The 26,928-nt window shown below is 48.5% G+C and carries 23 protein-coding genes; 21 read left to right on the top strand and 2 right to left on the bottom strand.

Features of this window, described 5'->3' with window-relative positions; genetic code table 11:
- Positions 1–46 precede the first annotated feature (46 nt).
- From V6668_RS28770 to V6668_RS28695, 16 genes are all read left to right on the top strand, one after another.
- Positions 47–943, top strand: coding sequence for a helix-turn-helix transcriptional regulator (locus V6668_RS28770; protein WP_084650287.1), 897 nt, complete (start codon positions 47–49; stop codon positions 941–943).
- A gap of 85 nt (positions 944–1,028) precedes the next feature.
- Positions 1,029–1,868, top strand: a complete 840-nt coding sequence (locus tag V6668_RS28765; protein ID WP_036671594.1) for an Rpn family recombination-promoting nuclease/putative transposase — start codon at positions 1,029–1,031, stop codon at positions 1,866–1,868.
- Between the two features lie 213 nt (positions 1,869–2,081).
- Entirely contained in the window at positions 2,082–2,792 is a 711-nt protein-coding gene (locus V6668_RS28760) for a response regulator transcription factor (protein WP_338707285.1), read from the top strand.
- Positions 2,789–4,294: a HAMP domain-containing sensor histidine kinase gene (locus V6668_RS28755; RefSeq protein WP_338707284.1), complete on the top strand. Its 1,506-nt coding sequence runs from the start codon at positions 2,789–2,791 to the stop codon at positions 4,292–4,294. Before V6668_RS28760 ends, V6668_RS28755 begins: the two co-directional genes overlap by 4 nt.
- Before the next feature lie 60 nt (positions 4,295–4,354).
- Positions 4,355–5,461, top strand: coding sequence for a hypothetical protein (locus V6668_RS28750; RefSeq protein ID WP_338707283.1), 1,107 nt, complete (start codon positions 4,355–4,357; stop codon positions 5,459–5,461).
- 239 nt (positions 5,462–5,700) lie between these two features.
- Positions 5,701–6,588 (top strand): rhodanese-related sulfurtransferase, encoded by an 888-nt coding sequence (locus V6668_RS28745; RefSeq protein WP_338707282.1) that lies wholly within the window; start codon positions 5,701–5,703, stop codon positions 6,586–6,588.
- 12 nt (positions 6,589–6,600) lie between these two features.
- Entirely contained in the window at positions 6,601–7,248 is a 648-nt protein-coding gene (locus tag V6668_RS28740) for a helix-turn-helix transcriptional regulator (protein ID WP_338707281.1), read from the top strand.
- 196 nt (positions 7,249–7,444) lie between these two features.
- A complete protein-coding gene (locus tag V6668_RS28735; protein WP_253504028.1) occupies positions 7,445–8,350 on the top strand; it encodes an Rpn family recombination-promoting nuclease/putative transposase in 906 nt (301 codons plus the stop codon).
- Between the two features lie 118 nt (positions 8,351–8,468).
- Complete coding sequence (locus tag V6668_RS28730) at positions 8,469–8,762, top strand: hypothetical protein (protein ID WP_338707280.1); 294 nt, start codon at positions 8,469–8,471, stop codon at positions 8,760–8,762.
- Between the two features lie 338 nt (positions 8,763–9,100).
- The gene (locus tag V6668_RS28725; protein WP_338707279.1) at positions 9,101–10,150 is read left to right on the top strand and encodes an ABC transporter substrate-binding protein; all 1,050 of its coding nucleotides are present in this window, start codon (positions 9,101–9,103) and stop codon (positions 10,148–10,150) included.
- A 194-nt stretch (positions 10,151–10,344) separates the two neighbouring features.
- Positions 10,345–11,205, top strand: a complete 861-nt coding sequence (locus V6668_RS28720; protein WP_047841071.1) for an ABC transporter permease — start codon at positions 10,345–10,347, stop codon at positions 11,203–11,205.
- Between the two features lie 2 nt (positions 11,206–11,207).
- The gene (locus V6668_RS28715; protein WP_036606660.1) at positions 11,208–12,002 is read left to right on the top strand and encodes an ABC transporter ATP-binding protein; all 795 of its coding nucleotides are present in this window, start codon (positions 11,208–11,210) and stop codon (positions 12,000–12,002) included.
- A 192-nt stretch (positions 12,003–12,194) separates the two neighbouring features.
- Positions 12,195–13,373: a winged helix-turn-helix domain-containing protein gene (locus V6668_RS28710; protein ID WP_338707278.1), complete on the top strand. Its 1,179-nt coding sequence runs from the start codon at positions 12,195–12,197 to the stop codon at positions 13,371–13,373.
- A 69-nt stretch (positions 13,374–13,442) separates the two neighbouring features.
- Positions 13,443–14,789, top strand: coding sequence for an MFS transporter (locus V6668_RS28705; RefSeq protein ID WP_338707277.1), 1,347 nt, complete (start codon positions 13,443–13,445; stop codon positions 14,787–14,789).
- A 644-nt stretch (positions 14,790–15,433) separates the two neighbouring features.
- Positions 15,434–16,216, top strand: coding sequence for a hypothetical protein (locus V6668_RS28700; protein ID WP_076320090.1), 783 nt, complete (start codon positions 15,434–15,436; stop codon positions 16,214–16,216).
- 34 nt (positions 16,217–16,250) lie between these two features.
- Positions 16,251–16,499 (top strand): hypothetical protein, encoded by a 249-nt coding sequence (locus tag V6668_RS28695; RefSeq protein ID WP_221819765.1) that lies wholly within the window; start codon positions 16,251–16,253, stop codon positions 16,497–16,499.
- A 427-nt stretch (positions 16,500–16,926) separates the two neighbouring features.
- On the opposite strand, the gene V6668_RS28690 is transcribed toward V6668_RS28695, so the two are convergent.
- Entirely contained in the window at positions 16,927–17,508 is a 582-nt protein-coding gene (locus tag V6668_RS28690) for a hypothetical protein (protein ID WP_036671589.1), read from the bottom strand.
- A 30-nt stretch (positions 17,509–17,538) separates the two neighbouring features.
- Complete coding sequence (locus V6668_RS28685; protein WP_338707276.1) at positions 17,539–18,072, bottom strand: hypothetical protein; 534 nt, start codon at positions 18,070–18,072, stop codon at positions 17,539–17,541.
- 197 nt (positions 18,073–18,269) lie between these two features.
- Between V6668_RS28685 and V6668_RS28680 the strand changes: the two genes are divergently transcribed.
- The 5 genes from V6668_RS28680 to V6668_RS28660 all read left to right on the top strand — a co-directional run bounded on the left by V6668_RS28680 (position 18,270) and on the right by V6668_RS28660 (position 26,660).
- Positions 18,270–18,767 (top strand): DUF6385 domain-containing protein, encoded by a 498-nt coding sequence (locus V6668_RS28680; protein WP_338707275.1) that lies wholly within the window; start codon positions 18,270–18,272, stop codon positions 18,765–18,767.
- 45 nt (positions 18,768–18,812) lie between these two features.
- A complete protein-coding gene (locus V6668_RS28675; RefSeq protein WP_338707274.1) occupies positions 18,813–20,258 on the top strand; it encodes a DUF6385 domain-containing protein in 1,446 nt (481 codons plus the stop codon).
- A gap of 78 nt (positions 20,259–20,336) precedes the next feature.
- Positions 20,337–22,619 carry a tetratricopeptide repeat protein gene (locus tag V6668_RS28670; RefSeq protein WP_338707273.1) on the top strand — a complete coding sequence of 761 codons (2,283 nt, stop codon included), beginning with the start codon at positions 20,337–20,339 and terminating at the stop codon, positions 22,617–22,619.
- Positions 22,576–24,546, top strand: a complete 1,971-nt coding sequence (locus tag V6668_RS28665) for a tetratricopeptide repeat-containing glycosyltransferase family 2 protein (protein WP_338707272.1) — start codon at positions 22,576–22,578, stop codon at positions 24,544–24,546. Before V6668_RS28670 ends, V6668_RS28665 begins: the two co-directional genes overlap by 44 nt.
- Positions 24,547–24,656: 110 nt before the next feature.
- Positions 24,657–26,660: a glycosyltransferase family 2 protein gene (locus tag V6668_RS28660; RefSeq protein ID WP_338707271.1), complete on the top strand. Its 2,004-nt coding sequence runs from the start codon at positions 24,657–24,659 to the stop codon at positions 26,658–26,660.
- Positions 26,661–26,928: the final 268 nt, after the last annotated feature.

The raw sequence follows: 26,928 nt of genomic DNA, 5'->3' as shown, positions 1-26,928 counted from the left end.
ACACCATTCACGTATAGTAAGGATATGGAAGGGGGCTTTACCTCAGTTGAGCCGTTACCGTGCAATGATTCAGCAAAGTTTGTTCTATATTGAGACTCATCTGCATGAGCAGATTGGGCTGGAAGAAGTGGCGTCCGAGGCGTTGTTGTCGCCATATCACTACCATCGGATTTTCCGTAATGAGGTGGGCATGACCGTGGTGGATTATATCCGAAACCGTCGGATGAGTCTGGCGTCCACCACCCTCCGATCGACGGATGCGGGCATTTTGGACATCGCCCTGGCATGTGGTTTTGAGAGTCAGGAAGCCTTCACCCGTGCATTCCGCAAATTATATGGCATGCCACCAGGACGTTTTCGCAAATTGTTTGATCTGAAATTATTCGAAGGAAGAACCAGAGGAGGAGAATTACAGATGAATCAGACGTCAACAATTACAGGTTGGATGTTAACCGGAAGTCACCCGCAGAATTATGAGATGGGTATTGATCCTGCTGAAGTGCATCAGGGGAAAGCTTCAGGATATTTGAAGGCCGTTACGCCGATGGAGCCTAACGAGTTCGCAACAATGATGCAACAGTTCAGAGCGGACAAGTATGTGGGCAAGCGGATGAAGTTATCGGGATTTGTGAAGACCGAGCATGTGGATGCATTCTGCGGATTATGGATGCGTGTGGATAATAACGTGCATGATGTACTTCAATTTGATAACATGCATGATCGGCCAATTACGGGTACGCAGCCATGGAATCAGTATAGTATTGTGCTTGATGTACCGGAGGGCAGTGCGGTCATTTCGTTTGGGGTTATTTTGAACGGCAAAGGAAAAGTGTGGGTCGACAGCTTCCGCTTCGAGGAGGTTGATCTGAACACACCACTGACACATATGGAGACAGAGTACGAGATGTCGGACGAGCCGCTGAATCTGTCATTTGAGGAGTAAATGCAATTTAAGTGCAGATCCATTATCAAGCTGAGGCTATATGGGAATTATGATATAATGCTGGTGAGAATGGAGCTGATGCTGAGTGACGGAATTACTCGATCCACGAGTAGATTTTGTGTTCAAACGCATTTTTGGAAGTGAGCAAAACAAAGATGTTTTGTTAGCTTTTCTGAACAGCACGTTTATAGAGACCGGCGAATCTCCTCTTACGGAGATCACTGTGGTTAACACGTATACAGATAAGGATAGTCCAGAGGATAAACAATCCATTCTGGATATTAAAGCCAAGACGTTAGAAGGCAAACTAATTAACATTGAAATGCAGCTGTTTAACCCGTATAACATGGAGAAAAGGACGTTGTTTTATTGGAGTGAGATGTACTTTCATCAGATAAAAAAGGGTGAAAACTATAGTCTACTCAAAAAATGCGTGACTATTAATATACTCAACTACTCCTGTCTGGATAATGAGCGATATCACAATGTTTTTCATTTACGAGAAGATCATACAGGTATTGGTTTGACGGATGATATCGAAATACATGTGATGGAACTAACCAAATTGGATGAGTATTCTGTTCCGATGGAAAAAGGCGGACTCGTGAATTGGTTATTATTCCTTAAAGGAATAGATACATCAAACTGGGAGGTGCTGGCCATGAATGAACCGATGTTGAAAAAGGCGATGGATACGCTGGAATTTCTGAGTCAGGATGCGTCCACCAGAATGGCCTACGATGCTCGAATGAAAGCATTGAGTGACGAAAAATCAATGATTGAAGGCGCACGAGCTGAAGGAGCGGCTGAAGGCAAGAGAGAAATGGCTCGTGAGTTACTCACACTTGGCGTAGATCTCTCAGCTATAGTTAAAGCATCTGGACTCTCTGAAGATGAAATTAAGAAGTTATTGCCTAAACAGTAACATGAAACGGGAATCTATAGATTAAGGGCTGATCCAATCACGGGTTGGCTCTTTTTGTCGTCATTGGGGTATAAAGAAAGTAGAGCCAAGTCCAAGCTGAGAGGATGAAAGCTTCTCATACAAATTGCAAACTCATCCATAGCTAAATCGCAAAGACCTTGCTAACATAGACCCATAAACTAACTCATGACATAGATAAAGAGGATGAATCCCATGAATAAAAAAGTGCTCGTGGTAGATGACGAATCAAGCATCGTCAGTGCCATTGCTTACGCGCTGCGGCGCGAAGGATATGAAGTAGATACTGCGAGTGACGGCGAAGAGGCCTTGGTCAAGGTCGCATCGTTTCATCCGCAGGTCATGATTTTGGACGTCATGATGCCAAGGCTTGATGGATATGGCGTATGCCGCAGGCTGGAGGACCGCGAGGATATCGGCATTATTTTGCTGACCGTCAAAAATGATATCGTGGACAAAATCGTTGGCCTGGAAATGGGCGCCGATGATTACATGACCAAACCATTCGAGATCCGTGAACTGCTTGCAAGGGTGAAAGCGCTCATGCGCCGTGTCGAGAAAGGCAGTCCACCACCTGACGATTCGAAGAATCAGGCCATCGTGAATGGCACACTGCGTATTCATGTTGCTCACCGCACAGTGACCGTGAATGAGGAGAAGCTGGATCTGACACCAAAAGAGTTCGACCTGCTGACCATTCTCATGTCCAATCCTGAACGTGTGTACACACGAGACGATCTGCTGGATCGAGTGTGGGGCATGGAATATGCGGGTGGTACACGAACCGTAGACATTCACATCCAGCGTTTGCGTAAAAAAATTGGAGATACGGATCAGCAAAAATTACAGACCGTATACGGGATTGGCTACAAAGCATCTGCACCTGAAACAGGCGGGGCCATATGAGAGTCAGCATCAAGCTGAAGTTCAGTGTTTTTCTGGCAGCATTACTTATCCTTACCGTGGTGGTGCTTAGTTCACTGGTCCTGCGCGGTATTGAACGCAATCAGCAGTCACAGATTGAAGGTATTTTATCACAGCAGACACGGCTGGTGAATCTGAATGTGCGACAGTCCTACTACACGGAGTCCGTTCATCTTGAACAGGACGTTTTTTTACAACAAAACGGCCGCAGGCTTGCACAGGAACTGGCCAACTCTACCGGATTGCCGATAGCGCTTTATGATATGAAAGGCCAGCAAGTCGGCTCATCGATCAGCTCTGGGGAGAGTGCGATTGTTCAGGATACGCTCAACTATGCACTGCAAAATAAAATTGCCTATCATGAACAAGGGGATACCTTGCTCTATGCCGCACCACTGGACGGTCCGGACGGACAGATGGGTGCCGTATGGATGCAATATCCGGTCCAAAGCTACCATGAATTCTATACTCGCATCCTTCAATTGTTCATATGGGCAGGAATTACCGTTGTTGCGCTGAGCTTCATATTAGGTTATCTGTTCTACAATCGGTTTGCCGTTGCGATTACTCGGCTGAAAAAGTCCGCAGATTCCATTCGCGAAGGGAATTACATTACGGAGTCTCCTTTAAAGCGCAAGGATGAGTTGGGGGAGCTGGGGCAGGGCATTTATTATATGAGTACATCCATTCAGCAAAATATCACAGCCATGCATGCGGAGCAGCAGAAGCTGCAACTGGCGATTGAGAAACTTCAGGCGCTGGAACAGCAGCAGAAACAATATATCGGTAACATTAGCCATGAATTCAAGACACCACTGACATCGATCAAAGCTTATGTGGAGCTGCTCGACATGTATAAGGATGATCCGCAACTGCTTGATGATGCCACGAGTAACATTGGCAAAGAAACGGAGCGGCTGTACGAGATGGTCGAGAAAGTACTACATTTATCTGCTCTGGAGAAGTATGACTTCGAGAACCAGGCCGAAGATGTAGAGGTCAGCGCTCTGCTGGAGGATGCCTGTGGCCGGATGCGTGGGAAAGCGGAGAAGTTTGCGCTGAACATGGAACTGGATCTTGAACCGGCGGTGATCCGCAGCGATCGGGAGAGTCTTATGCATATTTTCATCAACATGCTGGATAATGCCATCAAATATAACGTTCCGGATGGTGTGATCCGGGTGAAGAATGAATTACGGATGCAGGAGCGTCAAGCAGTCATTCGCATCTACAACTCGGGTACGCCGATTCCGGCAGAGGCGCGGGAGAAAATTTTTGAACCCTTTTACACCGTGAACAAAGACAGAGCCAGAAAAACCGGCGGAACCGGACTGGGGCTATCTCTCGTGAAGCAGTTTGTTGAAAAACAGGGCGGTACAATCACCCTGCTGTCGGGCGATCCAGAAGATGGGGAAGGTGTGACGTTCCAGCTCATGTTCCCTTTGGCTGATTCAAGTTTACAAGTTCGAAACAAGTCTGAATAACTTTGGAAGTATGCGATGTGTATGCTTGGTCTATAGCAAGAGAAACCAGGGGGGACCATCATGAATTGGAAACAAGCAGCTATGGGCACGTTCGGAGCCATTGCCCTGTTAACGACAGCGGCATGCGGGGGAACAACGGAGCCGGGGGGCAACGCACAAGGCGGGAAAACGGGCACGGATATTACGGTAAAAGATAATACCAACACGTCCGTGTACCAGAGCTTCAAGCTGGAGAAGATTGATAAATTGCCGAATATGCGCGGAATTGCATGGCTTAGTGATGACTGGATTGTATCCGACAAGGAGAACAAGTCCCTGAAACCCGTCACGGTTGAAGGTCAGGAAAGATACCCGCATAACTTATATATGTATGATCTGACGAAAGGCACAGACACGCCGCTTAAGGAAAGTGAAGCCAGCCTGGGTGCACCGCTAGTGTCACCGGATGGTCAGTACTTATTCTATCGGGAGCCGGAGGAAAATACGGGCAAAGGCTACTTCTTGAACCTGCATAACGGGGAGACAACCCCTGCTGGTAAGGAGGATGGATTCATCCAAGAGGGCGCGTGGCTGGATAATGAACATGTCGTTTTCCCCAATATGAAGGGTGATCTGATCTCGGCAAGTGTAGATGGCACAACGAAAGTGCTGGTGGAGACAGGTAATTTCAATGTACGGAGTATCAAGGTGTCGGGCAATATGCTCTATTATATTACGGGCGAAGATGGCCAGTTGAATGCATACGATGCGAAGACGAGTGACGTGAAACAGGTGCTGAAAAGTGTGGAGTGGGTCATCCCTTCTAATGATGGAACAAGGCTTGCGATTGTGAAAAGAACGGCGGATACCAAACGGGCGCTGGTGCTCACCGATCTGGAAGGCAATGAAAAAGCCACGCTCGCCAGAGGCACGCAGATCTTCGGCACAAGCTGGTCGGGTGATGATTCCAAGATTGCGTATACGATCAATTCCGAGAATGATAATGAGAAAGGGCTGTTTGTCTCCAACACGGAGTCAGCAGAACAGTTCCAGATCTCGGCGGATATGGACAACGCTTCTGACCCACTCGCCTGGAGCCCGAAAGGAAATAAAATCCTGTTATCGCAGGCGGTATTGGAGAATGAATCGTATCACTTTGTAACCTCGGTCATTACGATCTCGGAATAGGGTGAATGGTGCAGAAAGATATGTTCCATATCTTTCATGCCTTTCTATACATTTATATTGACTAAGCTGTTCCGCTTCCGATAAACTAGAATGCAGGAATAAAAGTCGAATGTCAGGCAGCAGTTCGAGACGATGTTTCGGGCGGCTGTTTATTTTCTTTTTAACAGTAAGGGTGCAACGTAGTCGTCTTGCCGGATGATCCGGCTAATAACAACATGGAATAGGAACAGGTGATATACATGTGTAACAGCGCGTACCGCGTGCTTTTATATTATAAGTTCGTGAAGATTGAAGACCCCGAGACGTTTACACAAGAGCATCTGCAATACTGTAAGGACCTTGGTGTGAAAGGCCGTATTCTGATCGCATCCGAAGGCATTAACGGTACGGTATCCGGAACGCCAGAACAGACGGAACAGTACATGAAAGATATGCTGGCTAATCCGCTATTCAGCGACATGGTGTTCAAGATTGATGATGTCGAGGAGCATGCGTTCAAAAAAATCTTTGTTCGTCACAAAGCAGAGCTGGTAACCTTCCGTGTGGAAGATGAACTTGACCCAAATGTGACTAGCGGCAAACGCCTTTCGCCGAAAGAGTTCCATGAACATCTACAACGTGATGACGTTATCGTTATCGATGGTCGCAATGATTATGAATACGAAATTGGTCATTTCCGCGGGGCCATCCGTCCAGATGTGGAGTCGTTCCGTGAGTTTCCGGAGTGGATTCGGGAGAACCTGGGTGACATGAAAGACAAAACGATTATTACCTACTGTACTGGCGGCATTCGCTGCGAGAAGCTGACCGGGTTCATGATCAATGAAGGATTCCAGGATGTGGCTCAATTGGACGGCGGTATTGTCACGTACGGTAAAGATCCGGAAGTACAAGGCCATCTGTTCGATGGCAAGTGTTACGTGTTTGACGAGCGCATCTCTGTACCGATTAACCGGACAGAAGAGGATGTTGTCATTGCCAGCTGTTATCACTGTGGAACGACACATGACCGATATATTAATTGTCCAACCTGCAACCTGCAGCACGTAAGCTGTGAGGATTGCGAAGAGACGCATAACCGCTTTTGCTCGGATGCCTGCCGGGAGGCAGCACCGGTACACGCATAAGCAGGAGAGCAGGTGCTGATCGTGAAGCGCGAAGAGGAACGAACGACGCGTGAACGGATTTTGTTCATGCTGAAGCAGCAAGGTACATTGACGGCGAGGGAAATGACAGCTGATCTGGGTCTGACCGGCATGGCCATTCGCCGTCATCTGACGGCACTGGAGCAGGACGGCTGGATTGAGGTTCGGGAGGCCCGGGCTACGGCCGGACGTCCGTCCTCGGTGTACCAATTGACGGTACGCGGGGACAGCTTTTTTCCAAAATCATATTCGTCCCTTACGCTGGAACTTCTTGAAGAATTGTCTGACTCAGCCGGGAGCGGTGTGGTAGATGCATTGTTCGAGAGTCGCCGGGACAAGTTGCTTCGCAGCGGATTGCCACAGATGGAGGGCCAGGATCTGGCTGGACGGGTGGAGGAACTCGCGCGAATCCAGAATGCCAACGGATATATGGCGGATGCGTCCAGAGATGCAGATGGAACCTACGTCATTACGGAAATGAACTGCCCGATTGTACAAGTCGCGAGTGTCTACAAGCAGGCTTGCCGCTGTGAACTCGATCTGTTTCGCTCGCTACTTCAAGCTGAGGTGGAGCGTACCGAATGTTACGCCGATGGCGGCAAAAGGTGCAAGTATGAGATTCGCGAAGCGTCGGGGAATTAATTGGTTTATACACAAGAGATTGTTTCGATTCGTCGAAATAGTCTCTTTTTTTGGTAATGAATTACGTATAAACGCTATTTACGTATGGCGATGCGTGTTATAATGGAACGAACATCCAGTGCATGTTCGCATCCTTATATTTGCTTATACTTCAGCAGATATATCCTGTCCATTTTGCGCGTAGGAGTGAATAATAATGACAGAGTTGCTTGATCCCAAGAACGATTATGTGTTTAAACGAATCTTTGGAAGTGAAGAGAATAAGGATGTTCTTTTGGCTTTTCTGAATCATACCTTCAAAAATGCAGGTGAATCTTTACTGACCGAGATTGTGTTAATCAACCCTTATCTGGACAAGGATACACCGAGAGATAAACAGTCCATACTGGACATACGGGCCAAAACAGATCAAGGTGAGCTAATTAATGTTGAAATGCAGTTGTTTAATCAGTATGATTTAGAGAAGAGGACTTTGTTCTATTGGGGTAAACAATATTCCGGACAATTACTTGAAGGACAGAGATATAGTCAACTCAAAAAATGCGTAGCGATCAACATTGTTAATTTCAAAATGCTCGCTAATGATCAGTACCACAACGTATTTCATTTAAGAGAAGACCATACTGATATTCCGTTGACGGATGTTATAGAGATTCATTTTATGGAAATACCAAAGCTGAATGATGAAAATATTCAAATAAAGGATGGATTGGTGCGTTGGCTGTTATTTCTGAAAGGAATGACTAAATCAAGCTGGGAGGCGTTAATGATGCACGAACCCGAACCGGCTTTGAAAAAAGCCATGAGTGTATTGGAGTTTCTGAGCCAGGATGAGCAAGCACGTCAACGATATATCGACCGTCAGAAATTTCTATGGGACGAAGCTTCCATGATTGAGGGCGCACGAGAAGAGGGTCTCAAGAAAGGCATGGAGGAAGGAATTCAAAAAGGAATCGAAGAAGGGATCAAAGAAGGTGAAGCTGAGAGCAAGCGAAAAATCGCAATGAATATGCTCACTTTAGGTCTTGATCAGGCTACGATTATTAAGGCTACCGGGCTAACTCCATCTGAACTAGAGGAACTGCAAAAAGAAAAGGAATAAGCACTCTGGAGCTATCCTTTGATTGATATAAGGCGACCATACCCAAAGTACATTGGGAGGGAGGCCTCTTTTTTTTGAAAATTTTAAATTTGAAAAATCTCATGATGAAGCACAATACTTGTCTGGAGCGGAGAAAGCTGCCGTGATTGCCCAGTTGGATCAATTACCCAACGCCATACTGCCCCCGCATCTGCCACATGAAGCGACGGTTGTTCTTGATGTTACCAGAGCGTCCAGCATTCGCATCTTTATGAAGGAGTATGAGAAGTTGTCCGGTATTGGCTTTGCAGATATCGAACCCTGGATTAAGCTTGTTGCGGTACGCAAATTGATCGCGGATGCCATATCAGAAGCGGAGAAAACAATACTTGTGGACGAGATTAGAAGAAGACTTCATACTCCACTTTCATGAGTAGGACCTTATTTTGCTGTACCCATGGCGACCATCTACAGAACAATGTAGGTGGTTTTTATGTTTTATGTAATGTTTTCTATCACAACCATACGATGAAAGTAAATTGGAAGCGGTTCAACCATTGACGGATATCGGGACGCCCCTTAATATTAGGGGAACAATAAAACACCAACACGGGTCATGGACTTCAGTCGCATGAGAAAAGTCTATATTTGTCTGCTTTTGTCGATCAAAGCAACAATGCGTTGAAGCGTTTGTTTTGTCCCGCCCTATCGTGTCAATGGAATCTCGATAAGGGTAACCACATTTTATAAGATGGAGAGGGGTTCTCACACATGAAAAAGAAATTTTGGATGTCACTGATGATGGTTGCTTCAATGATCGTTGCAGCAGGTTGCGGAAATAACAGCGGTACAGGCTCGGAATCCGAAGGATCAGGGACTACAACAGGTGGAGGCAGCGAGGAAAAATCATATCAGATTGCCATCTCGCAGATTGTTGAACATCCATCTCTGGATGCTACACGTGAAGGGTTCATCGCAGCCCTGAAGGATGCGGGCATTGAAGAGAACAAGAACCTCAAAATCGATTACAATAATGCTCAAGGTGATTCGACGAACAACCTGTCCATTGCACAGAAAATCTCAGGTGATTCCAAAAATGATCTCGTACTCGGCATCGCAACACCATCTGCGCTGGCTCTGGCTCAACAAGTGAAGGACAAGCCATTGTTATTTGCAGCAGTGACAGACCCACTGGGTGCCAAACTGGTGACCGATATGGATAAGCCGGGCGGCAATGTTACAGGTGCATCGGATACGAATCCGGAGGCTATTGTACAATTGGCTGACTTTATCGCTAAAAATCTGCCGGATGTGAAAACGGTGGGCTTGGTCATTAACGAAGGTGAACCAAATGCGGTGGTTATGGCAGATAACGCTGAAAAAGCGCTCGCAACACATAATATCAAGCTGGTGAAAGCACCAGTTACGAATACATCAGAAGTAAAACAGGCTACGGATTCCCTCGTTGGCAAAGTAGATGCCTTCTACATTACACTGGATAATTCTGTCGTGAGTGCTGTTGATACGATCATCCAAACGGCAAACAGTAATAAAATTCCGTTCTTCTCCAGTGATCGGGATACCGTTGAAAAAGGAGCTTTCGCAACCGTTGGCTTCAAATATTATGACCATGGATATCAGGTTGGTGAGATGGCCGCGGACATTCTGAAAAATGGTACGAATCCTGGTGATATGAAAGTCACCGTTCCGGACAAACTGGATCTGATCCTGAACCTGAAAGCGGCTGAAGCCCAAGGTATCACGGTTACGGATGAGATGAAAGCGGAAGTAAAAGACCAGGAAAACAACATTATTCAATAGAATCAATTCATAAATTTAATGAGTTATCAGATTGATTCAATAATCTGACCGGAATGCAAATTCGGCAGTATGGATGCGAGGCGGACATGCAACGGGTTCGCCTCATTCTTTTCGATAGACAGGGAGGAAGTAGTGTGAGTATAAGCTGGAATTCAATTGAAGGGGCGATCGAGCTGGGGCTTTTATACGCACTGATGGCACTTGGTGTATATATTACGTTCCGCATACTCGATTTTCCTGACCTTACCGTAGACGGAAGTTTTACAACAGGAGGCGCAATCGCGGCGGTTATGATCTCCAATGACTTCTCTCCTTGGCTCGCCTGTTTGGCGGCAATGGCTGGCGGCATGGTGGCTGGGGCTTGTACAGGTCTGCTTCATACCAAAGGCAAAATCAACGGATTATTATCCGGGATTTTGATGATGATCGCGCTCTACTCCATTAATATGCGTATTCTTGGCGCACCGAATAAATCCATTATGGGTATGGATAATCCATTCTCAGGTGAGCATGTCATGGTGTTAATTATCATCGTGGTGCTGGTGTTTAAAATCATGCTCGATCTGTTCATGAAAACAGATGTTGGACTCGCACTCCGCGCGACAGGTGATAACAAACGCATGATTCGCAGCTTTGGTGCAAATACGGATGTGACTACCATTGTAGGTGTCAGCTTATCCAATGGATTGGTTGCACTATCTGGTGCATTCATTGCACAGCAATCAGGTTTTGCAGACATCACGATGGGCATCGGTATGATCGTTATTGGACTGGCTTCCGTCATTATCGGTGAAGCCATTCTTGGAGCAAGAACGGTATTCTGGGCTACACTTGCAGCGATCGTTGGTTCAATCATTTATCGGATTGTGGTCGCGCTTGCCCTTCAAGTGGAATGGTTTGATACATCTGATCTGAAGTTGATCACCGCGGTGATCGTCATTATTGCTCTTGTATTCCCAACGATGCAGCGCTCCATGAAGCAGCGTAGTCTGGCTCGCAAACGAACGGAAGAGTTGATGCGATCCGGGGGTCAACAGGCGAAGGGAGGTATGTGATCATGCTGGAGATTACGCAAGTAACCAAGCTGTTCAACCCAGGTACAACGGATGAGAAGACCGCGCTGGTCGGTGTGAATCTGACGATGAATCCGGGAGACTTTGTGACGGTGATTGGCAGTAACGGAGCGGGTAAATCCACGCTGATGAACATCATTTCGGGTGTGATGAAGCCGGATATGGGCGATGTGCTGATCAATGACCGCTCCATTAAAAACCTGCCAGAGCATAAACGCAGCAGCTGGATTGGCCGGGTGTTTCAGGACCCGATGGCAGGAACAGCACCACATATGTCCATTGAAGAGAATATGGCGATGGCATACAAACGTGGCAAAGGACGCGGACTGGGCTTCGGAGTTACCCGTGCCAGACGGGAGATATTCAACACCCAACTGGAGAAGCTGGGAATCGGACTGGAAAAGCGTCCCAATGCAAAAGTAGGTCTCTTGTCTGGTGGGGAGCGCCAGGCACTTAGCCTGTTAATGGCTACGTTTACCCAGCCGCAAATTTTGCTATTGGATGAGCATACGGCAGCCCTTGACCCATCACGTGCCGAACTGATAACGGAACTAACGGAGACACTTGTGCGTGAGATGAGACTTACTACATTGATGGTGACGCACAATATGGAGCAGGCCATTCGTCTGGGTAACCGTCTGATCATGATGGACAAAGGCCGAATAATTCTGGATGTCAGCGAAGAGCGCAAGCGTACGTTGACTGTCCCTGAGTTGCTTGGTGAATTCGAACGGATTAGCGGCAAAAAAATGGCAGATGATCGTGTCGTGCTGGGTTAAGACAAGGGAACACTTGTTGGAAGAACAGCTATACGTACCGTAATCCACAATCTAAGCCATCTATAAGTTAGACGATAAAAACCTTTTGCGTTCTCGCAAAGGGTTTTTGTGGTATGTTGAACACGTTGAAAAAATGGAATGAATCTATACGATTTCGGATCAGCGAATTATACATAGTAGGAGGAACCAGGCATGTCTTTGCAATTGGATGAAGGGACATATACGGTCACGCGGCGTACAGAGTCCATTCGCCTGCTCGCCAAGGAATTTGCACTGCTGCATTTTCTGTATGAAAACAAGGAGAAAGCCTTCACCCGCAGTCAATTGCTGGATCGGGTATGGCCGCTTGAATATCCGGTTGAACGCACTGTGGACGATCATATCTATCGCCTGCGCAAGAAGCTGAAACGCTGGGACGAGATCCGTCTGGATACAGTACGGGGCTACGGATATCGACTTGCTGTGCATGAGAATAAGTCCGCTCTACCCGCTAGCCCATCTGCTCAGGACCCAGAAATGCAGGAGGTCATTCACGGATTACTTCGTAAATATCACTTGTTTGGGCAGGGAAACGCCATACAGACACTGGTTCAACAGCAGGAAGAACTTGGCATTCAGATTGCCCCTTATTATCAGTTGTATATCCGTTTTATACAGGGAGATCTGGAATGGCTGATTACAACAAAGGAAATTCCCTTTGAGGAGCGACTATATTGGCTACTGATTTTCGTGCATCCCCTAATCGAACCATCAGAAAGCTTACCTTTGTATGAGCAGGCATTGAATTCATCGGCATTGTCTGCCGATCAGCTTCGCGAATTCCGCATTCTGAACATCGTTGAAGTCTATGTAGAGGTGGGCCAATATCAACGTGCCAAAGAGCAGCTGGAAGAAACATATCGTGTAATAGAGACTGACGAGCTCAAGAATTTCAGACTGCCTGTAGCACTTGCAGCGTTGTATGTGGAACTGTGGGGTGGCAGCGGTGAAGCTGTTGAGGCTCAGATGGCAGTCCTGCAATCAGGATTGAAGGATGCCCCGTATCTGCGAGAGATCGGGCGTTTTCAGATGATGGAAGGATTATGGTTACTTCGGCAGGGACGGATTCGTGAGGCAGAGTTAAGAATGGATGACGGTCTGGATGTATTGAAAATGTCGCTGAACGCACCGCTATATCTGAATGCTGCATATCAGATTCTCCTATTCCTGGGTCATCATCGAATTGAAGGTAGAATTCGCAGTAAGTATCGTCAAGTGTATACAGGGATCGGCAAAAGTTACAGTGTACCCGCATTTGGACAACAAATTGTAGATGAAATACGTAACTTCTTATCTCCTATCTCCCCATCCTCTGATCTTCCTCTGATATAACGCCCTTATGATTACAGCCAAGGAACATACAGACCGCTAACGGCTGTAATCAAGGGAGGGAGTACATGTATGACCGTCATTTCAAATGAACCCACATCCAATGAATCCACCGAATTAACCGCCTCATCTGCGGAATCTTCCAAAAGCTTATGGACTAACCTCCAGTTTGTCCGCATGTTTATCGCATACTCACTGGCTACGTTTGGAGATTGGTTCGATGTACTTGCGATCCAGGTGATGGTGGCTTACCGCTGGGGTGCTGACCCACTGATCATTGCACTTATTCCTGTATGTATGGCTGTCCCGGGTATACTGCTTGGCTCCTTTGCAGGTGCCTTGGCTGATCGACTGCACAAAGTAAAGATCATGATCTTGTGTGATGTGATCACCGTGGGATTAACCGTTGCTATTTTATTCGCACCAAGCCCGGTTTGGTTGCTGCCACTTCTTGCTCTGCGGGCCATGATGGGGGTGTTCCATGTTCCAGCCCAGCAGGCGTTAACCCGCCAGGTGGTGGCAGAGGAGCATCTGTTTCAGGCATCGTCCCTAAACGGTTTTGTGAGCCAGTGTTCGAAAGTGGCGGGACCACTTCTGGGTGCAGTCATTTTGGCCTTCTTTTCACCACAAATCTGTATTGTCATTAATGCCTGTACCCGCCTGTTGTCGGGTGCGGTATTATGGCCCTTGCGGCGTTTGGTGGAAAGGTCGGAGTCCCTTGAATCAGATGGAAGTGCTGCTAGTGAAAAGGATGGTTCGGAATCTTTGTTCTCCCAATGGAAGCAAGGCTGGCGTTTTATACGTAGCAGTCGCACCGTGCTGAGTACGATTTTGTTCGGCTGTTTTGGACTCATGGCCATTTTGATGATTGATTATCAGTTTACGACTCTGTTTCGGGAGATCAAGCCAGGTAATGAATCACTGCTCGGATGGTTGGGGTCTTCGGCAGGAGCCGGGGCAGTCGTCACCATTTTGTTGTTAAATCGCTTGCCGAGAATTGGGTATGGGTGGGGACTGGGTGGAGGATATCTGTTCGTGGGTGCCGGAATCGCTGCGCTGGGGTGGATCGGCCCACAAACACCTGAAATTTGGGTCATTATCTGGGGCCTCTGCATTGGGCTGGGTAATGGACTCTTTATGGTAACACTGAATTATTTGTTGCAAAAAGAGACCCCTTCTGCCTATGTAGGGCGCGTCTTTGGCATTCAAAACTCGTTATCCAGTGTTGTACTGGTTGTAGCTCCACTTGCAGGTGGAGCGCTCATTCGAGTTGCGGGGCCGAGCCCCACCTTTCAATATATCGGTCTCGCTACGCTGGTAATTGGTCTTGCCGGCATACTGCTACAACGTATCTTATGGGAGAGGAAACAGCCTCTCATAACGGAAGCCAAAGAGAACATTCCGCAGGAATCGGCCTGACAGCTTTGACCCGATTCCTAACATCATTGTATCCACAGTCAGACAACTAGCCGTATTAAAACTTGGGGCTCTCTTAATAGCTAGCTGTTCCTACCATAAAAGAGTGAGGAGATAATCATGGTTTTACCAAAGCCGAGAGAAGCGAACTTACATGTAAATAAGATACGACAAGCGTATCTTCAATATTTTAGGAATTGATGATGCATTACTTGATCCTGATATAGTTCCTTATCCTGAACATGAATAAGAGGAAAGAATCCGTGAATTATAGGTTACTAAACCCTGGAGCAGTGACGCTCAACTATTTTCTTATAAAATGATTGTAAATTCTAAGGAAGAAAAAGTGAGAGATCAATTCCCAAAACTATTCTTAGATGAAGAGTACGTGTTGTTCTGATTGAGCTTGAATATTCAAAGAAACGGTGATCCTCATCGGTATTTTTTTAGTGATTATATCTTGGATCTGGTGTGGAAACCTATAAATATGGATGTTATTTTCTCATATGGATAATAAATTATTATTTTTTTATAAAATTCCATAACTTTACACTGAGATAAGGTGTTCTTATTATAATCAGATACATTTAATACATTAATTGTATTTGGTTGTACGTAAATAAACCTAAGAGAGGGGAAAGTGAAAAATGAAGTTGAAGTTGAAGTTTCCTGTAATTCTGTCTTTAGTAGTAGCACTGGTAGGAGGTACCAGCTCAGCTGCTTTTGCTGAAACTGAAAATACAGTCTCGGCCGAGTCTAATGTATCAAGAGCATTTATCGTTGAAGATGGGGTGAAAAAAGAGCTTAATACTGAGCAGTATGATCTTTTAATAAAGGAAAATGAGGAAAAACAACAACTTTTAGAGGCACAGAAAAGTATTATGACTAATAGAATTAATATTGGGGATTTAAAGAGTCGTTCTAATGATGATGATTTGATTACACCATTTGCTTTGATTGATCGAAGTAGATACGTTCAGGCTGGCTTCGTACCTACAGTGTATCGGCAAAATTTAGCTCGCAGAATTTCCGTTCCGGTTTATAATTCTGGGACACAAACTGCCACTAGAACTATCTCCTTTGCGGCTTCACAATCCTTTACGAGTAACGTTAGTTTATCCGCTTCTCATACAAAAAAAGCATTTACTGCAGGGGTATCAGTAGGGGCATCGTGGAGCAACTCATACTCTAACACTGATTCAATTGCTCAACCAATACCTCCAAAAAAATACTCATGGATGCAATATACTCCCAACATGAGTAATTCTTTTGGTACAATGTATGAAGAACTATGGAACTTCGATGGTAAGACCAATGTGAAAATAACTGATGAGACATATTTTCTAGACGTTTATATCGCGAAAAAAGGAAATGCAGGATTGCCTGATGGGCTCTATGTAATAATGGAAACTGATACAGTTCCGAATTAAAACAAATCTATTGATACCAAGGAGGAATGATTATATGAATAAACGGGCAGCTGGTATTACCCTCCTTGTCATCTCTGCCATATTGTTTATTTCGAGAAATAGTACACATTTTATTGTTGCGGCAATTATGGGCCGCAAAGATAATGTTTTAGGTGAGGGTATGTTTGAGTACGCTTTGTCAGTTACTAGATCCTTTTCTTTTGTCCCAGAAATAATTGCACTATGTCTAGGAATTATTTATCTAGTATGGGCTGAAATGGACAAAAAGAAAGAAGTGCATTGAATAATAAATCATCGTTTTACTCATTCTTAGAGAGCATCCATACGGGTGCTCTTTTTGATCTTAAATGAATCGATTTTATGTCCGTGAGAATATAACACACTGCAAGCATGAATTTTTACGTGTCGCCGCCACATTAGGTGGCCATTACATTCTCGTAACTACTTAGAAGGTATAAGTGTAGATAACTTATTAAAACCGGAGTGGGAGCAATTCATTATGCTCTGTGCTGAACAATCGGTAGAGGTAACGGATTATGATAGAGTGCTATTTTGATGGTTCGATCTTCGAAGTACAAATCCATATGCTTTTAGGGAAATAAGAAAGATAGACACTAAAGAGATTAAAACATGGCGAGAACTGGCATATGCCGGTTCTTTTTAATGTGTGTCGGCCGTTTGCTATCCTAGAATGTTATATATTGAACGAATCATACTTCCCACCAAGCAAAATAAGCAGTGGAGGCCATCAGTCCGCCAACCGAAAGTGATCCGCTGACAGAGAGGTTAATGGCCTGACCCGGAGGAACCACGTAACGGCCAAATTCATTGGACAGAAACGGCCCTGCTTGAAGGGGCATAGCCATCAATGGGGTCGCTCCTGAAGGTGTAGCAGCAGAGAACCGTACCGTGGCTACGCTGGTATTGCTGCTGGAAAGATTGCTGTTTACTGATGTTAGTGTGGTGGGCGATGTCAGTGTTCCATTAGCGCTCAGACTCATGGAACCGCTGAAGGAAGATAACAGATTGAGTGAGACCGTAATTCCACCAGAGAGCCGCGATACGTATAAGGTTTTCCCGCTCCCTGCGGGATTGGCCAATTGTACGGTGGCGATAACCGTTCCTCCCAGCAACCCCAGTGTTGTGGAGTTGGTGGAACCTGCATTGTACAGATTGCCTGTACTGCCAGCATTATTCTCCGGAGGTGCAACAATGCCGGGAGAAATATACGTGTTGGTGTTGGACGTATAGACGGGCTGGCTTAACGGGTTAAATACATTATTGTTTGGCACAGTGTGCACCTCCTTTCATCAGGGTCGAACTCAGAATTCCCACCAGAACAGATTAATGGATGCGGTCTGATTCCCCGTGCCTACGCTAATGGATAATGTTTGTCCCGGTGGAACAATAATGGAGCCATTCAGATCCAGTGAATACATTCCTGCGGTGAGCGGAATACTTGCGATGCTCGTGAAGGTTCCCCCCAGGGTACCTGTATTTTGTCTTGTGGTAACTACACTGGCGTTGGTATTTCCAAGTAACGTATTGACAGGCACTGGTGTGCTACCAGCAGTCACGGTTCCTCCTGAATAGATAACAAGAGTAGCTGCCGCTGTTGTGCCTCCTGTGAGGCTGGATATACGTATTGTTCGGCCGCTGCCGGCCGCATTCAGGATCTGTAGAAGAAGACTCTGGTTGGAAGGAGTTAAGGTATTGTTGGTCGTCAGGGCAAAAAAACTGCCTGCAGCAGCTGCACCGCTGTCTGGTGACGCTTCAATGCCCGGGGCTGAGAAGGTATTGGTCAGTTGAGTAAACAGGGGACGATTAGATTGGTTGAATACATTATAGTTGGTCATCTCATCCACCTCCCATAGACCAGTTCATTTGAGCAACATTCCGATTGATTCGTATTTCATTGTACTTGCAGTGTATGTGAAAGAAGCAAAATGGATTGGGGACTGAGCCGTATATCTGGAAATAACGGCGGTTGCCGTGCCCGTATATCCAATCCGGGCATACGATGCGTAAGCACATTTTTTAAGGGGAAATCGAGATGAGTCGAACAGCGAAGCAAAGCAAGAAGAGAACGAAGCAACCAACTAAATATGTCAGTCGCCGCCGCTCCCGTCATTCCTGCCGCGCTAAATTGCTGAAACCCCCTTGTTCCCGGATTACTCGTCCCCGGTTCAAGCAGGGTGCTTCCTCACGTACGAAACTTCCTGGTGCTATTCATTGTTTTACAGAGCATACGTATGTCGGAGCCGAAACCAGTAGCAGCATGGATTCACTCCCGGCACAAGACACCTCATCACTCAGCATGTATACCTATGGCGTTGTGAATCGGGGAAAACATCCGGCTCTTGTACAGATCCAGATCAGCCCCAATGCCGTGGATTATGCTGTGGACAGCCAGGAGGTGGTCGCGGGAGGCCAGACCAAAGCGCTGGTACCATTGCGATTTTTGCACTATACCCGGCTTGCAATTCGATCCGTTGAACCGGATCATCCGACCCGGCTCGATGTTTACTTTCAGGCGCAGCGTATGCCATAAGGGAGTATGATCTCACAGATTTGACCAGGGAGGAGGACGAGGCACATGCCTAACTTTACAACGTTTAATACGAATCCGGATAATCTGAGAACGTTGATTTTTGGCCAGGATAGTACAGGCACAGCCCAGCCTGTCAGAACGGATACAAGCGGGAACGTGGTTGGCATTATTTTGGACGGAACCATCAGTAACATCTCAGGTCTGACCACGGTTACAATTAACGCCGGAACCATTACCAACATTCTGAACGGAACGATCACGAGTGTACTTGGAGCGACGATCACGGCAGGTACGATCAACAGTGTGCTTGGAGCCACAGTTACAGCGGGTACATTAACGAACTTGCTAAATGGTACGATCACAAGTGTATTGGGAGCAACGATCACGGCGGGAACGATTACAAGTGTACTCGGGGCAACTGTAACAGCAGGAACGCTGACAAACTTGTTGAACGGTACAATCACGAGTGTGCTTGGGGCCACGGTGACCGCAGGAACACTGACGAACTTGCTGAATGGTACGATCACCAGTGTATTGGGAGCGACGATTACCGCCGGAACGATCACGAGTGTGCTCGGAGCCACGGTGACCGCAGGAACACTGACGAACTTGCTGAATGGTACGATCACCAGTGTATTGGGAGCAACGATTACCGCCGGAACGATCACGAGTGTGCTCGGGGCCACGGTGACCGCAGGAACATTGACGAACTTGCTGAATGGTACGATTACCAGTGTATTGGGAGCGACGATTACCGCTGGAACGATCACTAGCGTGCTTGGAGCGACCATCACGGCGGGTACCATCACAGGTATACTCGGAGCAACGATTACCGCAGGTACGATCACCAGTGTACTCGGTGCAACGGTAACAGCGGGTACGTTGACCAATTTGCTGAATGGTACGATTACGAGTGTACTGGGAGCAACGATTACAGCCGGAACCCTGACGAACTTATTGAACGGAACCATTACAAGCGTACTTGGCGCAACCGTAACTGCTGGTACATTGACGAACCTGCTGAACGGTACGATTACGAGTGTACTCGGGGCAACGATCACCGCAGGAACCCTGACAAATTTGTTGAACGGAACGATTACCAGTGTGCTGGGTGCTACAATTACAGCGGGAACACTTAGCAGTGTGACATCCATTTCACAGAAGAGTTTCCAGGAGTCCCAACTCATAAGCACCCCGACCGCCAACACCTTCACAGCGCTCCCGGCGGTTACGACCAGTGTATTTGGCACGTATTCTTTCTTTGTATATAACCGGGGGCCGGGTGTAAACCGGGTAGATGCTCTTGTTGAGATCAGCGCCAATGGAACGAACTGGTACACGGATGTGACGACGGTAACGGGCATTTTGTCCGGGTCAGTCGATGTATTGGTACCACAGCGTTTTCTCAAATACACGCGTCTTTCCTACCGCTCCAGCCTAATCGGCGCACCAAGCACGATTGATGTGTTCTTCAATGGACAAGGCACATAACCCATTTATTTGTCATATAGGTACATGGAGTTCCTTTGGTGGACTTCATGTACTTTTTTGTATTGGAGGTGGTTACATTTGAAGAACCGTTTACTTGGAATTCATATGATTGTGCAAAATGAAGAACATCACCTGCCCCGCTGTCTCGACAGCTTGAAGCATATCAGCACGGAATGTTTTATCACCGATACTGGCTCATCTGACCGTACACCCGAGATCGCTAGATTATACGGAGCAACGGTGTTGCACGCCTGCTGGCAAGATGACTTTGCCCATGCACGAAATATCAGCCTGCCTCTGGCGAGCACGGAATGGGTCCTGTGTTTGGATGCGGATGAGTACGTTACGCAGGGATTGGAAGAACTGCTGAATTATTTACCTAAAGTCCATAAAAGCATTTCAAGATTACGTATTACCATAGAAAATCGATACGGCGAAGGGGTAGAAGAGAGCGTTATCTCTCGGCCGGTGAGGCTGTTCCGTGCTCATCAGGGGTATCGATATGCGGGACGCGTCCATGAGCAGTTGGTTCGTTGTATCCCAAGCAAGCTTGTCCTGGATCAGGCTGCTGATATGAATAAGAGCGAGACCTATACAGATGAACAAAGCCAATTGATCGAGACTGAACCGCTTGCTCCACTATGTCTGATTCATGATGGATATCTGGCCTCAACGATTGCGAAGGAACATAAACCAAGACGTAATTTAAAGCTGATTGAGCGGGAACTTGCAGATGAGCCTGCACAGCCTTTTCACCTGTACAATCTGGGAGTAACGTATTGCCAGCTTGGTCAGGTCGAAAAGGCAATTGAAGCGTTCCGTGAATCATTGCGCCTGACAGAGTCGCTCGCGCCATATCGTTCTACACTGGTTAGAGATTATGCAATGACCCTTGTAGGATCGGAACATTACGACGAGGCGCATGCAATTCTGGCTGTGGAAAGACAGCGTTATCCATCCTATGCTGATCTGCATCTGTTGTATGGGGAGACGTTGGAGCAGCAAGGTTTGGAGGAGCGTGCATATCAATCGTATGCCCGAGCAACGAACTGCCGGGAGGGAATAGACCGTGTTGGACACAGTGATGGCGGTAGCACGTTAGACGCGTCATATGTAACGGAAGCGGGTTCTAACAGTTACAGAGCCTATACCGCCATGGCAAGACTTGCACAGAAACGGGGATTCTATAAAGAGTCTGCACATCTGTACGGGCTGGCTCTGGACAGCATGTTCACATATGCTCCGGCATGGGCCGGGTTGGCAGACGTGCTGCAACAATCCGGTGAAACGGATGAGAACATAGGAGAAACATTACTTTCCAGAAGCAGAGGAATCGGAGAGTCAGATCACGGTGATTTGATTCGTGGTGAAATGCCCCATTCATATGCAGTGACAAATGAGGATCATCTGGTGCAAATGATTCATGTTCTAACAGGCTGTGGAGCATATGAACAGGCATTGAAAATGCTGGATGCAGATTCGTGTACTGCTCGTATCCATGTAGCGGATCAAATACATTGGATGTTGTGTGCGAATAGGGTTTCCGAAGCACTGCAACTGGCAGAAGAACACTGGAGCGTGGGGTGTGTGCATGAAGCCAATCTGCTGGCTGAGCACAGAATGGATTGGGCACTGGCTTGTTGGGCCAACGGATTAAGATTATCCGAGGCGTTCCTCGCAACTACGCTTCCACAAGAAAATAACGTTTGGAAGGTCATGGATCGACTGCTGGATCAGCTATCGAAAGAGCCGCGAAGCACGGAACCTGCGTCACAAGAACAGAAGCTTATTCAATGGGGTCCGCAGGCAGAAATGGTAGCAGAGAAGGTTGTGCAGCAAGCCGTAAAAACAGGACAGCTCACACTTGCTGAGCAACTGCATGAGTTGCGGGCCATGATGATGTGTGATCATTGGGGAACGACTTTAACTCGAAGGCGAAAGTTTGCAAGTCTGCTGTATCGTCACGGGTATACCATGGTAGCCGCGAACATCCTGATTCAGTGCATGACCGAGAGTGAGCTGGATGCCGAAGGGTTATTCTGGCTGGGTGAAACGCTGTATGCAAAAGGCCACAACGATCAAGCGCTGTCTCTGTTCGAGCAGGCTCTGGAGCGGGAGCCTGATATGTGGCAGGCCCGAGTTGGAGCAGCTGTATGTTACATGCGATTGGCAATGGAGGCGATTCGGCAGGAATTGGTTCGATCTCCTTCTTCAGGTGTACTCGTTGCACAACATAATGCACTGGAACAAAGGCTGCGAACGACCGAGGGTATGCCGTGGCGTACGCTTTTCCATGCAAAGGAAAGGAGGAATCAGCTTGCGAGCGGAACGAATTTCCCTATGCATGATCGTGAAGAATGAGGAAGAGTTGCTGCCTCATTGTCTTGCCAGTGTCCAGGGAGCGGTGGACGAAATTATTGTGGTGGACACCGGTTCATCGGACCGAAGCGCAGAGATTGCGCAGCAATATGGCGCGTTGGTTGTGGGGTTTGAGTGGTGCGAAGATTTTGCCGCAGCACGGAATGCTGGCCTGGAGCGCGCTTCCGGCGACTGGATTCTCTTTCTTGATGCGGACGAGGCGCTCGATAGGGCTGCGCGGGAGCAGATCAGGAGCTGGACGTTGGTCAGCGGATGTGACGGATTGTTTTTAAACATTCATAACTATACAGGTACGGGTCAGCAGGGGGTTACCGTGAATCCGGTTTTGCGTCTCTTCCGTAATGCCCCGGAGCATCGGTTCGAAGGTCGAATTCATGAGCAGATTGCGGCGGCGATTTGCCGTAGGAACCCAGAGGCTGCTTTTCATGTGACGGACATGGTCATCCATCATTATGGGTATCAGACGGCGATTGTGGAGCGCAAAGATAAGGTGAACCGCAATGTTCGTCTGCTGCAACAGGCAGTGGAGGAAGAACCGGATCAGCCGTTCCATCACTATAATCTGGGTGTCGAGTATCTGCGTGTGGGGGAAGCGGAGCGGGCCTTGGAGACGTTTGGTGTGGCTCGGATGGGGATTGATCCTGCGGTGACCAGTTACGCGCATTTGCTGTTCAAATATGAAGTTCGTTGTCTCCAGCATCTGAATCGCTGGCAGGAGGCATTAGATCGTATTGATGCTGCGCTTGAACTCTTTCCAGAGTACACGGATCTGATGCACCATCGCGGGGTATGTGCAGACGCATTGGGTGATGCAGATCGGGCAGAATATTCGCTGCGTGAAGCTGTCCGTATGGGACCACCTCCACCCATATACCATACGGAAGAAGGCATCGGCACCTATCAGACGTGGTATACGTTAGGACGATTACTGGAAGGAAGGGCAGATCTGGAGGGTGCGGTAGATGCTTACGTGGAAGCGGTACGTGCCAAATCGAGTCTGTTACCGCCGCTCTATCGGATATTCCGAATTATGCGAGTCTCCGGGCAGGAACATCAGATTCCAGAGCTGGTGAGGGAGCGCTTTGCACTCAGTTCGGAAGAGGCCACACACAAAGTATTGGGTATTCTGGAGCAATCTCGTTGTTATGATGCGGCTCTGCAATTGTTATCGGGTATATCCTCACAACCTTCTGCAGAGATGAGGGAGCGTTTATCTGTGGCGGAGGCGATGCTCCAAATCCAACAGGGAAGATGGAATAAGGCGCGTCTGAAACTGGAACCTGTGCAGCGGAAAAAAGGGCTACTCGCGATCTCGTCTGCCCGATGGCTCGAACGTTTGGAGTGGATCGAGGGGAAGGAAGTTAACGGAGACGATCCATTGACCTTGTGGTTGAAGCGTAGTTCTCAGGTTGGGGTAGTAACGAATGAGGAAGTGATTGTACAGACAGGGCGAACGGCGGGTCTGAGAGCAACAACAAAGAAGGACACGGACTCCAGCATAGACGGAATGGTTGCAGGAACAGAATATGATGGCTGGCAGGCGCTTGGACTGATGATGGAAGGATGTGTGCAGTCAGGGAGATGGAAAGAGCTGCATAGCCTGATTCAGATGTGTCGACAGCAATTGGCTGGAGAAGGGTTATCGGTGGGAGAGAGCGTTCGAGTGGGAGAGAAGGAGAAAGAGATGGAAGGGAAAAAGGAAAACGGGAAGGTGAGTGACATTGAGTCGTTCCCTGGGGCTTTGGATACCCTGACGGGAACAAGCTGGCTGGTGAGTGGATTGGTCAGTGCTGCGGATCATCATCTGGAGGTGTTCGCTCAGCATGCAGATGGACAGCGGCACCGTTGTTGGCCTGTCGTTCAGCATATTCGGCTGGAGTTGCCGGGAGCGGACGGGTTTGAGAGCTGAGAGGGGATCAGGCAGGTCCGGGGTCAAACTTAAATCAGCAGGCTAATGGGTGGGGTGAACTCCGTTGGTGAGGGGTGGTGACGAATATGGGCATAGGGATTAGTTTGTGTATGATCGTGAAGGATGAAGCCGGGTCACTCCAGCGGTGCTTGAATGCAGTCAGGGATGTTGTGGATGAGATCATCGTTGTGGACACAGGCTCGGTAGACGATACAACTGAAATTGCTCGTCTCCATGGGGCCGTTGTAATTCGTACGGAGTGGAACGGAGATTTCAGTGAAGCCCGTAATCTGTCACTGGCCGCTGCTACGAAACCGTGGATTCTGGTGCTTGATGCGGATGAGGTATGGGTACAGACCCCTCAGATGAAGACAGAACTCATGCGGTTGTTAGCGGCAAGTAGGGATGACGTGTGGGGATACTGGATACAGGTCACGAGTCTGTTGGGTATGTCTGGTGAAGAGCGTGTGACAGATGCGGTGTGTCGTTTGTTCCGAAATGATCCCCGAATTGCCTTTCAGGGCAGAATTCATGAAGAGATTGCTTCTTCCATCATGGCTCTGGCTCCGCAAGGTGTGCTTCATTCTGGACTTGAAGTCATTCATTACGGATATCTGGAGCAGGTGATTACCGCCAAAAATAAAGGCGCACGGAACATGCAGTTGATTCGTTCCGCGTTGAATCAGGAGGGAGATCAACCGGAGTTGTTATATGCTCTGGCCGCCGAATGGTTTCAGCAAGCGAAGTATGATGAAGCACTCCGTTTGTTACAGCCATTATTGGCACAGCTTAAGCCGGAGTGTGGATATCACTCGGATCTGGTGCTGAAAACGGCTTACGCCTGGCGAGAGATTGGCAGCCCGGAACGGGCGCTTGCTGTAGTGGAAGCATGGGCGCCCGTGTATGAGGATTTTCCGGATTTGTTGGAGTTTGGTGCTGTACTTGAACTGGATCAAGGGAGAGAGGACGTGGCCTTGAATTGGTTAAAACAGGCTAAATCAGCTGCTTCCACAGCCAGCAGGTATACATCAGTCTCTGGTGCTGGGACCTATCGTAGCCTGACGCTGGAAGGCATGGCATATGAGCGGGCTGGCCGTTGGGCAGAGGCAGAAACCGCGTACACGGCGGCGCTGAGCATGCAACCCGGCAGCATGGCTGCATGGCAGCGGCTGTTGTTGCTGGCCGCAGCCACAGGGCGGCCGCATGCCATCGCTAGCGCAGCCGCTCGGATAAGCTTGCCGCCTGCGGCATGGCAAGCGTTGATCCCGGCCGCGCTTGCCGCGCATCGGCCGGAGTGGCTGCTACGCCATGCGGCGGCGCTTGCTGGCCCGTTGCGGGCACAGCCGCTTGCCGTCGGGCTTGCGCTGGCCCAGCTGGGCGAGGACGCCGCGGCTCGGGCGGCTTTGCAGCCCTGGGCGGCGCATGCGCAGCACGGGCCAGAGGCGGCCCTGGCGCTGTGGGCGCTGGGCCACAAGCAGCCCGGCGGGCGCAACGCCCGAGCGGCGGCTCGCCAGCAGGCAGCGCTGCCCGCCGCGGCCCACGCCGCCGAGGCGCTGCTGCTGCGCGGGGCCACGGCCCGCAGCAGCGGCCTGGCGTGCAGCCCGCCCCGCGGCGCAACGCCAGGCCCGGCCGCGCCTGCGCCTAGCGGCGTGCTCGCGGCTGCGCAAGCGCTCGCCGGCGTAGGCGCCTGGGCCGCATGGCTGCGCCTGCTGCAAGTCCTGCCGCCTCGCGGCGCGCTGGCGTTGCTTGCAGCGCTTCCGCCTGCGGCACGCTGCGGGTTGCTGCGCGCACCCGCGAGCGTCCGCGAAGGGCTGCTTGCGCTATGCGGCACGCCTGACGGCGCGCAGCAGCCCCAAGCGGACGAAGTGCCCGCCTCGGAGCGCACCGCTCACGCAGTCCTCGCGGGCACGCTCGCGCTGCTCGCCGGGCGGCAGAACCTGGCGCGTGAATGGGCCAAATCGGCCCAACTCACTGCGCGGCAACCTGCCGCCACAGGTCGCCCGGCGAAGACAATCCCGCCGGGCCTGCAAACCCTGTTGCGCCTGACAGCACCCGGCGCAGCCTATGCCAAAGAGTACACCAACCAGTGCAACATGTTACTGGTACACCTATAATTTCCTTTAATCCTTAATCCTTAATCTTTAATCTTTAATCTCTAATCTTTAATCTTTAATCACTAATCTCTTATTTCTAGTCTCTAGTCCCCAACCTCCAACCCCTGTACATCCCCACATATTCCCGCACTAGCCCATCCGATTGAAATTGCAAAAGCAACGGAGCTACCGGTAATCGGAGCATTGCCCGAACCGTGTATTGTTCCGTTGCTAATGGGTCGAGCCCTTAAGCCCTCAATTTTCCCCTCTGCATTTAACTCAACGCAAC

This window comes from Paenibacillus amylolyticus, from assembly GCF_036894225.1.
Taxonomy (GTDB): Bacteria; Bacillota; Bacilli; order Paenibacillales; family Paenibacillaceae; genus Paenibacillus; species Paenibacillus amylolyticus.
The sequence above is the reverse complement of the archived record's forward strand: the minus strand, read 5'-3'. Positions and strand labels throughout refer to the sequence as shown.